We start from the raw sequence: 9,345 nt of genomic DNA, 5'->3' as shown, positions 1-9,345 counted from the left end.
CCCGCGGAGCGGGTACCACATCGCTGCGCGATGTGCAAGCGAGACGCAGCGCTTCGCTCTGCGTGACCACGCTTCGCGTGGTCTGCCCGGCATAGCCGGGCCAACCCCTCCGCTTCGCTCCAGGGTTGACGGACCGCCATGCGGCGGGCTCCGCCCGCCTCCTGGCGGTCCGTGGCCCCTCGCTCTGCTCGGGTCCTGACGGTGCGCGCTGCGCCCCGCAACCGGTGCGGGAAAGCCGTACGGCGCGGCCTGTACAGGGCGGGCAAAAGCGAGCTGGCTAGGAGGGTGGGGGCGGGGCCGGTTGGCCGACCCCGGGGTGGGATGCGGGTTGGGGTGTGGGGGTGATCGGGTGTGTACGAAGTGGGGGTCAGTTCCGGTCGTGGGGGCCGATCGGTGGTGCGTCAGTTCTGCAAGTGCGCTAGCCTCTGGACTCAGACACCACCCCCGGAGCACACCGCCCGGGGACCCTCTGCGGAAGGTGCTCCCCATGGGGATTCAAAATGAAAACCCCCTACCGTTTCACTCACTGACGTTTTGCAGCGCATCGGGAATCACCAGACGACTGCGGTGAACTCCCGGGCCCGTCTCTTTTCAATTCTTGCCGCGGTCGGAGTGAGCGCGGATGAGGCTGATGAGATGGTGTGCGCGATTGAAGCCGGTGCGGTGGCCGGTGTCTATTCCGCCGTCGCGGATATGGGGGCGGACGCGCCGGACGGGCGGGGCGAGGTGTACGGGCAGGGCTGGTTCGACGGTGTCCGGAGGGTCACCGATGAACTGGCAGGCGAAGCGGATCGGTTGTACGGCCAGCGGGGGCGGGCCGCGCGGTTCGGTCTGCGGGTCCCGGTGCCCGCCACGCTCGAGCGGGCGCCTGATCTCAGCGGACCGGCGGAGGTGACGCCGGAGTTCGTGCAGCAGGTCCTGGAGATCGCTGAGCGGCACTACGCTGAGCTGAGCGGGCGTTCGAGCCTGAGCCCGGAGGATTCCAAGGACACGCTGGCGGTGGTCCTGCCCACGGTCCGGGTCTCGGGAGTGGCCGGGTATCCGCAGCGTCTGGAGGAGTTCGCGCAGGCCAACCGGGTGCGCTTGGAGCGGCTGTTCCGCGTCTACGGGCCGGGGGGTCTGTATCCAGACGGGGTGTACGGCTTGGTGGAGTGGCCGGAGAGCATCGTGCTGTGCGAGCGGATCGAGGCTGACTGGCTGTGGCTGGAGAGTGAGTGGGCTGATGCCGACTACTCGGAGCTGCAGTTGGACCGGCTGCGCGAGGCGTGGCTGTACGGCACGAAGAGGGAGCGGTGATGGTGGCCGTCGTGACGGGTGCGGAGCTCGTGGAAGAGACCGTGGCGATGACGCCTCTGCCGCACCAGATCGAGGCCTCGGATGCGGCGGTGCGCGCACTCGAACTCCAGCCGGGCCAGCAGATGCCCGCGCAGGGGCTGCGGACCCAGGTCATCGCCGCGACCGGGTCCGGCAAGACCTTCATGGCTGTACTGACCGCGCACAAGCTCCGCGCCGGCCGCGTCCTGGTCCTCGTTCCCACCCTGGACCTGCTGACGCAGATGGCGGCCGCGTGGCGGGCCGGCGGACGTACGGGCCCGTTCTACGGGATCTGCTCGCTTCGGGCGGAGGAGTCCGGTGGGCTGGCGTGCACGACGGACGTGGACGAGCTGGTGGAGTGGACCGCCGGCCTGGAGCAGGTGACGGTGTTCGCCACGTACGCCAGCGTGGGTCTGGGCACGCTCCAGCGGGCCCACCAGGCGGGCCTTTCGCCGTGGTCGCTGGTGGTGGTGGACGAGGCGCACCGTACGAGCGGCCGGGGCAGCAAGCCGTGGGCGGCGATTCACGACAACGTCAAGGTGCCTGCCGACCGCAGGCTCTACATGACGGCGACTCCGCGGGTGTGGGAGGCGCCGGAGGCTGAGGAGGGGTGGCGTTCGGCTCCGGTGCTGGTCGCGAGCATGCAAGACGACCCAGCCGGCTTGTTCGGCAGGGTGGCATACAAGCTGACGCTCTCGCAGGCCCGCAACCTTGGGCTGGTAGCGGCCTACCAGGTGGTGTGCGTGGATGTGACCGACCCCGAACTCCAGGCGGCCGCGCTGCTGGGGATCGAGGCCAGGTCGGACAGCGTGCGCGGTTCCCGGCTCGCGACCTTGCAGACCGCCGCGGTGAAGGCCTCCGCCGACAAGGGCCTGCGCAGGATGCTGACGTTCCACTACCGGACCAGCGAGGCCGAGGCGATGGCGACCGGGGTGCCGGCGGTGGCGCGGCGCCTGTGGGAGGACAATCCGGAGACGTACCCGGAGCCGGAGCGGGTGTGGGCGGACTGGCTGTGCGGGGAGCACAAGCCGGGGCACCGCAAGGCGACGCTGGCCACCTTCGCGGACCCGGTCGGGACCCGCGTCGACGGCAACCGTGTGCCGATGCGGCTGCGGCTGCTCAGCTCCGTTCGGATTCTCGGAGAAGGGGTCGACACCCCGGGATGTGACAGCGTGTTCTTCGGCGACGTGCGCGGCTCCGCCGTCGACATCCTCCAGATCGTCGGCCGCGCCCTGCGCATGAAACCGGGAGAAGGCAAGGTCGCCAGCTTGGTTGTGCCCGTTTTCCTGGGCAAGGACGAAGACCCGGATGCCATGCTGACATCCAAGGGGTACGAGTCGTTGGCCCGGATTCTGGCTGCGCTGCGTAGTCACGACACGGACACCATCGAAGCCTTGGCGGAGCAGCAGTCGACCAGCCGGTACCGCAAGCGGTCAGCGGCGGAGATCATCGCAGCGGGCCGGGGCGAAGACGGCGGCACATCAGCTCCCGCACAGAGCCTCTTGTCGTTCTCCACCCCTCGCGATCCGGCGATCCTTGCGCAGTTCATGAGGCTGAGGATTCGCAATCCCGAAAACACGTACTGGCGGCAGGGCATCCAGGCAGCGACCCGGTACGTGAAAGACAACGGGGATCTGAAAGTTCCGTACAGCTTTGTCACGCCGGAGGACTGGCACCCCGCTGACTTTCCGCTGGGGACGTGGATCGCGGACCAGCGGCGGTTTTGCAACGCGGGTCAGATGAAGCCCGCGCGTGCCAAGGAACTCGAAGAACTGGGCATGCTGTGGTCGCATTGGGACGTCGCTTTTGCCGAGGGGCTGTCAGCGGCGCAGGGGTGGGCGGCCGAACACGGGCACTTCCTCCCGCCCACCACGGCGGTCTTCAACGGGCACCCGGTGGGGGTGTGGGCCAAGAATTTGAGGACGGCGGGGCGGAAGCTGGCGCAGCTCGAGGCGCGGCGCGAACAGGGGCTGCCGCTCGGCTCCACCACGGGTGCGCTGACCGAAGAGCGCCGCGACGCACTGGAGGCCATCGACCCGTCGTGGTGCCCGGCCTGGCCGGTCGCCTGGCAGCGCTGCTACAAGCTGTGCAGGGGTCTCATCGAGGCCGGCGCCCCGCTGCCCGCTCCGGGCGAGACCACGGTGCAGGGCGAAGACCTCGGCGCGTGGGTCGCCGCGCAGCGCCTGGACTGGGACGCCCTGCTGCCCGCGCAGGCATGGATGCTGGAGAACATGCTCCACCTCACCCCGGCAGAGCCTGACGAGCGGCCCCCGGCGCCCCGCACACAAGCCGACAAATGGGCGCTGAACATCCGGGCCGCCAAGGCGTTCCACGACCTCGAGGGCCACCTGCAGCCGTCCAGGAAGGCCGTCGTCCACCTCACCGAGCCGGACGGATCGCAGACCACCGTGAAGCTGGGACTGTTCGTCGACAACTGCAGGCGCCGCGCCGACAAGCTCAGCGCCGGCCGACGCGCTGAACTCGACGCCCTGGGGATGCGCTGGTAGTAGCACGCAGCGAAGGGCCGAGCCACCGCTTTGGGTCTCAGCGGCGGGTTGTGTAGAGGTGCAGGATGTCGCCCATGGGCTCCTCCGTGCCGTCCGGGTTCTTCTGGATACCGGGGGCCGTATTGAAGCGCAGTGTGGGCCCTCGTCTGCTCAGCTGGACTCTGTCGAGCGCGACGTGCCGGACCGGGTGCCCGATAACGACCTGCTCGCAACTGTCCGCGAGATCCTGGTTGCAGCTGATCACTCGGCTGAGCTTGACCTCGTCCACGGATGTTCCTTGGCCGGGGATGAGCACGAGCTGAGCCGTCGGGCTGACTGGGAACCTGATCTCGTGAGCACCCTCCAGGCCGAACCCTTGGTAGGCGTCACTCGGGCTTTCCGGGCGCCAGAGGACGAGGGGTGCGTCGGAGGTGAGGAAGATCGGCTTGCGGCTGGTCTCGAGTCGCCAGTGCCGGGCACGGTACTGCGGGATGCAGGCCTGGACGGAGCTGAGCGGCACAGCGACCGCTTCGTTGTGGGTGGGGTCGCTGCCGCCGTTCATCACTCGCGTGCCGTGGTAGTAATCCCATGCTCCCTGGGCTTCGGCTGCCCGCGGCGGGTGACCGAGATGCTTGTGCGTGAGGTACTCGGTCATCAGCGCGTGGTCGACTTCTCGGCCGTCCGCGTAGGCGGTGACATCGCGTCCGAAGCGCAACATCGTGCGCTTCCGTGGTGTCCTTGCCATCTGCACAGCTAGGTAGAGGCAGAGCAGCTCGCGGTCGTCGGTACCGACAGCCGGCGGCATCCCCGTCTCGTCTATTCGGCGCAGAGCGGCCAGTCCCTGCCCCTCCAGGCCACTGAGTTCCTGCTCGACGGCCGTGGAAGGCACGCCGTTCTCGTCCGTGATCGTGTAGAAGCCGGTCTCGGCTGCGATGTTCTTGACGTTGGCGAGGTGTGTCTTCGGCGGGCACCGACGCCTCACCCGCACCATGCCCTCTCGCCCGAATCGTGCGAGGTAGCTCTGCGGTACATAGTGGTGAAGTTTCGGTGCAGACACATCACCCAGCGTAAGAGGCCCGGCGGCGAGCGATCCACGGAGTTTTCCCGCTCAGCCTTACCTCGGCGTCCAGCAGCGGGGCGGGTCACCCCGCCCCGCTGCCGTACCGTCGCGCCCAATCAGGCTGGGGCTGCGTTGTCGGGAGTGGTGCGGATGCGGTCGATGAGCGCCTCCATGCCGCTCAGCCCAGCGTCCAAGCCGAGCTGGCACATCCAGTTGTCGACCTGTTCGCGACGCTCGGATTCCACCCGCAGGTCCAGGGCTGGGTTCGCAAGGAATCCGGCTCCGGCACCCGGTGGCGCTCGACGGTCTCCCCCGAGCAGCGCGGGCAGATCAGCCGCCTGATCGACGCCGCGCAGGAGCAGCTGGTGCAGCTTCGTGGGGCGCAGAGCGGCACCAGCGCCGATGTCGCGCGGCATCTGCTGGGCAACCTCGCCCACAGCGCCGGCCTGCTCGAGCGGGCCCTGCAGCAGACCGCGGCCGCGGCCGTGAACGCTGGCCTGCCGCCGCAGGACGTGGAGCAGTGGGCCGGGCTGTCTGCCGGCGGCCTGGCGGACCTGCTCACCGCGTACAGGGAAGAACAGCAGGAAGAAGACGAGGAATGGTGATCACCCGTGGCCGCAGAAGGCACACGCAGCTGGGAGCGGGCCAGGTGACCGGGACGGGTACGCCGGCCGGTCCCGCAGGCAGGCAGGGGCGGCCGGATGTGGATACCGGCGCCGGGTTCGAGGCGGTGTTCCTCGATCCGCTGGGACAGGTAGTCCAGCAGCGGTGGCCCGACGCCGCTTTGGCGGTGGCGTTCGAGGACCTTCAGCCGGTCTCAGCGTTCCCGGTCGTGCCCGGGCGGCGGTGGGGGCCGGGCCTGTGGTGGTCGTCCACCACCGGGGGGCATGTGTCCGCCGGATCCAGTGCGATGCGCGCGCAGCTGATGGTGCTGGACCGTGATTCGCGCGTGACCGGCCTGGCCGGGCGACCGGTACGGCTGGCGTGGCGCGAGCGCCCGGGCCGGGTGCGTAGTTGGACGCCGCAGTTGTTCGCCCGCTACATCGACGGCACCGCGCTGCTCGCCGACTGTCCCAGCCACCCGGAAGCCGGCGGGCAGCGGGCGCTGACCGCTGCAGCCGCGCTGGAGGCTGCGTGCGCGGACGTCGGCTGGACCTACCAGCGGCTCCGGCCGCTCGATGAGGCGTCGGCGGCGAACCTGAAATGGCTGGCCGGCTACCGCCACCCGCGCAACGCCGGCCGCCCCGGCCTGATGGCCGCGGTGCTTCAGGCGTTCACCGCGCCGCGGCCGCTCATCGACGGCGCCGAAGCCGCCGGTGACCCGATCGAGGTCCTGCCCGTCGTCTTCCACGCGCTGTGGAACCGGTCCCTGGACGTACCGCTGGAGGCGCCGCTGCACGAACGCGTCCTGGTCAGCCCCGGGGCACCGCCCGACGCCGGCCATGACGGCGCAGACCACCGCGCCGGAGCCCCGGGCGGTACAGACGACCGCGGGGCGGCCGGCACAGACGGCAGCACACCCGGGCCGTCCGGCAAGGACCCCGACTGCCCGGACGACGGTGCGGCGCGCGGGCAGGCCGGCCACCGGCCGCAGGAGGCACGGTGAACGCGGCCCGGCCAACTGGGCGCCCTTCGGTGGCTGTCGGCGCGCACGTCCGCTTCCGCGGATCCCGGTGGCAGGTCGTCGCGCTGGCCGGCCAGTCCTTCCATCTCATAGGCGAGGGCGGTGACGGCGGTGACGGCGGTGATGAGGTGGTGCTGGCCGGGTATCTGTTCGCCGACCCCGGCTTCGCGGTCCTGGGCGCGGACGCAGCCCCGGCCCAGGCCGTTCCGCGGTGGGGGCTGTTCGAGACCGCCCCGACCGCCGCCCGGCACAGAGCGGTTGCCTGGCTCGGCCACATCCGCGAAGTGGAATGCGGCCTGCCCGAAGGACCCGGCAGTATCGGGGCGGTGCGCGAGCAGTACGACCCGGACCGGTGGACTCTCGCGCAGCGGGAACACGCCAAGGCCGCCGAGCTGACCGCGCTCGGGTTCGGGAAGGTGTCGCGGACCACGGTGCAGCGGATGCGCCTGGCCTACCGCAAGCAGGGCCTGTGGGGGCTGGTCGACCACCGCACCACTCGCACACCCAGCCCCGCCGGCCGCACAGACGAACGCGTCGCCGCCGCGGTCAAGGACGTGCTGCGCAGCCGCCGCGGCCGCTCCAAGGGCACCATCAGCGCCCTGATGCCGCTGGTCGCGCAGGTGCTGAAGGACCGGCACGACGCGGTGGCGATGCCGGCCCCGGCGACGTTCTACCGGCTCGTCCACCAGCTCGCGCACCCCTCCGACCACCCCGCCCGCCACATCAGCTCCCCGCCCATCACCGAGGACGGCCGCAGGCACACCCCCACCATCGCGCTGCGGCCCGGCGAGCAGATGCAGATCGACACCACCCGCCTGGACGTCCTGGCCATGTTCGACGACGGCACCACCGGCCGCCCCGAACTCACGATCGCCGTCGACGTGGCCACCCGCGCCATCCCCGCCGCCGTCCTGACCCCCGGAACCGCCCAGGCCGTCGACGCGGCGCTGCTGCTCGCCGAGATGGCCGTCCCCCACCCTGCACGGCCGACCTGGCCCGATGCCCTGCGCTTCGCCCACACCCAACTGCCCGCCCACCAGCGGCTGCTCACCCTGGACGAACGGCTCGCCGGCGCGGCCGCCCGTCCCGTCGTCATCCCCGAGACGGTCGTCGTGGACCGCGGGAAGATCTACCTGTCGACGGCGTTCACCGCCGCGTGCCAGACCCTGGGGATCAGCGTGCAGCCCGCCCCTCCCCACGCCCCCACCGCCAAGGGCATCGTCGAGCGCACCTTCGGCTCCATCAACACCCTGTTCTGCCAGCACCTGCCCGGCTACACCGGCTCCGACGTCACCCGCTGCGGCCGCGACATCGAACAAGACGCCTGCCACACCGTCCCGGCGCTCCAGGACCTCCTGGACGAGTGGCTCGTCCACTGGCACATGCGCCCCCACGAAGGGCTGCGCCACCCTGTCCTGCCCCGGGCCGCCCTGACCCCCAACCAGATGTGGGCCGCGCTGGTCTGCGTCGCCGGCCACGTCCCCGTCCCCCTGACCGGTCACGACTACCTCGAACTGCTCCCGTTGCGCTGGCAGGCCGTCACCGAGCGCGGTATCCGCATCCACCACCGCACCTACGACCACGACCTCCTGGCCCCCCACCGCGGTCAGCCCTCCCCCGTCGCCGCCCGCGGCGGGAAATGGGAGGTCCACATCAACCCCCACGACCTCCGCCAGATCTGGATCCGCCTCCCCGACGGGCAGCTCGCCGAGATCCCCTGGATCCACCGCGACCACACCCACCATCCGTTCAACGAACACACCTGGAACCACGTCCGCACCACGATCACCCATTACACCGGCCGCGATTCCGACTCCCGCGAAGCCGACCTCGCCGACGCCCTCGACCAGCTCATGCGCCGCGCCCGCAACCAGACCGCGACCGCGCAAGAACAGCGTCTGCTCACCCGGGCCACCACCGCCCCGGTTCCCGTACCGACGCAGCCCGGCGAGCGCGACCAACTCGAACAAGACCTCGGCACACACAGGGCCGGCCGCCCAGCGCAAGACGACAGCCTGGACGACTTCGACGACACCCCCGACGAGGACACCATCAACGACGACAGCCCTACCGGCCCTGCCACGCACACCGGCTACGGGCTCTACGACGCGGCCGCGGAGGCCCTGACATGGTGAACCGCGCCCCGGTGCCGGCCGCCGGTTTCCGCACAGACAACAGCGGCACGAACAGCGCGGGGCAGGATGCCGTCGAGGACCCGGCCGGCCAGCCGTGGCCGGTGACCACCTGGCAGGGCTGGCAGCACTTCGCCACCACCCCTCCCCCAGCCCCGCCGCAGTCCGGCGACCCGCCCAGCAGCCCCGAGCAGCGCCTGGCCTACCACTCCGCGTTCGTCACCCTGCGCACCCCAGCCATCGACACCCTGGCCACCCAGGTGCGCACCCTGATGGTCCTGGGCCGCTACCAGCAGCACGCCGCCCGCCCCTCCCTGATCGTCACCGGCCCCCCGGCGGCCGGGAAGACCACCGCTCTCCTCCACGTCGGCCGCGCCTGCCACCTCGCCCACACCCACCGCAACCCCTCCCCGCCAGGACTCGGGCATACGCAGGTCCCCGTCGCGTACGTCCTGGTCCCACCCGGCGCCAGCGCCAAAAACCTCACCGCAGAGTTCGCCCGCTACCTCGGCATCCCCACCACCACCCACATGACCACCACCCAGATCACCGACGCCGTCTGCCACACCTACAACCAGGCCGGCGTCCGTCTGGTCCTCATCGACGAGATCCACCGCCTCAACCCCCGCACCACCAACGGCGCCGAAGCCGCTGATCTCCTCAAAGACCTCACCGAACGCATCCGGGCGACCTTCGTCTACGCCGGCATCGACGTCACCACCACACCCC

8 protein-coding genes are annotated in these 9,345 nt (G+C 70.6%); 6 read left to right on the top strand and 2 right to left on the bottom strand.

The window, feature by feature from the left end; translation table 11 throughout:
* Positions 1-534 precede the first annotated feature (534 nt).
* Both ACFO3J_RS33520 and ACFO3J_RS33515 read left to right on the top strand, forming a co-directional pair.
* Positions 535-1,296 (top strand): hypothetical protein, encoded by a 762-nt coding sequence (locus tag ACFO3J_RS33520; RefSeq protein WP_386437840.1) that lies wholly within the window; start codon positions 535-537, stop codon positions 1,294-1,296.
* Positions 1,296-3,821: a DEAD/DEAH box helicase gene (locus ACFO3J_RS33515; RefSeq protein ID WP_386437838.1), complete on the top strand. Its 2,526-nt coding sequence runs from the start codon at positions 1,296-1,298 to the stop codon at positions 3,819-3,821. The genes ACFO3J_RS33520 and ACFO3J_RS33515 overlap by 1 nt, the downstream gene beginning before the upstream one ends.
* Positions 3,822-3,858: 37 nt before the next feature.
* On the opposite strand, the gene ACFO3J_RS33510 is transcribed toward ACFO3J_RS33515, so the two are convergent.
* A complete protein-coding gene (locus ACFO3J_RS33510; protein ID WP_386437835.1) occupies positions 3,859-4,857 on the bottom strand; it encodes a DUF4238 domain-containing protein in 999 nt (332 codons plus the stop codon).
* A gap of 119 nt (positions 4,858-4,976) precedes the next feature.
* The gene (locus ACFO3J_RS33505; protein ID WP_386437832.1) at positions 4,977-5,105 is read right to left on the bottom strand and encodes a hypothetical protein; all 129 of its coding nucleotides are present in this window, start codon (positions 5,103-5,105) and stop codon (positions 4,977-4,979) included.
* Between the two features lie 120 nt (positions 5,106-5,225).
* Here ACFO3J_RS33505 and ACFO3J_RS33500 point away from each other — a divergent pair, with 120 nt between their 5' ends.
* The 4 genes from ACFO3J_RS33500 to ACFO3J_RS33485 form a co-directional block, all read left to right on the top strand.
* The gene (locus ACFO3J_RS33500; protein WP_386437829.1) at positions 5,226-5,465 is read left to right on the top strand and encodes a hypothetical protein; all 240 of its coding nucleotides are present in this window, start codon (positions 5,226-5,228) and stop codon (positions 5,463-5,465) included.
* Positions 5,459-6,466 (top strand): TnsA-like heteromeric transposase endonuclease subunit, encoded by a 1,008-nt coding sequence (locus tag ACFO3J_RS33495; protein ID WP_386437826.1) that lies wholly within the window; start codon positions 5,459-5,461, stop codon positions 6,464-6,466. The genes ACFO3J_RS33500 and ACFO3J_RS33495 overlap by 7 nt, the downstream gene beginning before the upstream one ends.
* 29 nt (positions 6,467-6,495) lie before the next feature.
* Entirely contained in the window at positions 6,496-8,619 is a 2,124-nt protein-coding gene (locus tag ACFO3J_RS33490) for a Mu transposase C-terminal domain-containing protein (protein WP_386437824.1), read from the top strand.
* A 101-nt stretch (positions 8,620-8,720) separates the two neighbouring features.
* Positions 8,721-9,345 (top strand): TniB family NTP-binding protein (locus ACFO3J_RS33485; RefSeq protein WP_386437843.1); only part of this gene is annotated, 625 nt, incomplete at its 3' end.

The organism is Streptomyces polygonati (assembly GCF_042650325.1).
Classification (GTDB): Bacteria; Actinomycetota; Actinomycetes; order Streptomycetales; family Streptomycetaceae; genus Actinacidiphila; species Actinacidiphila polygonati.
This window is presented reverse-complemented; position numbering and strand designations above follow the sequence as displayed.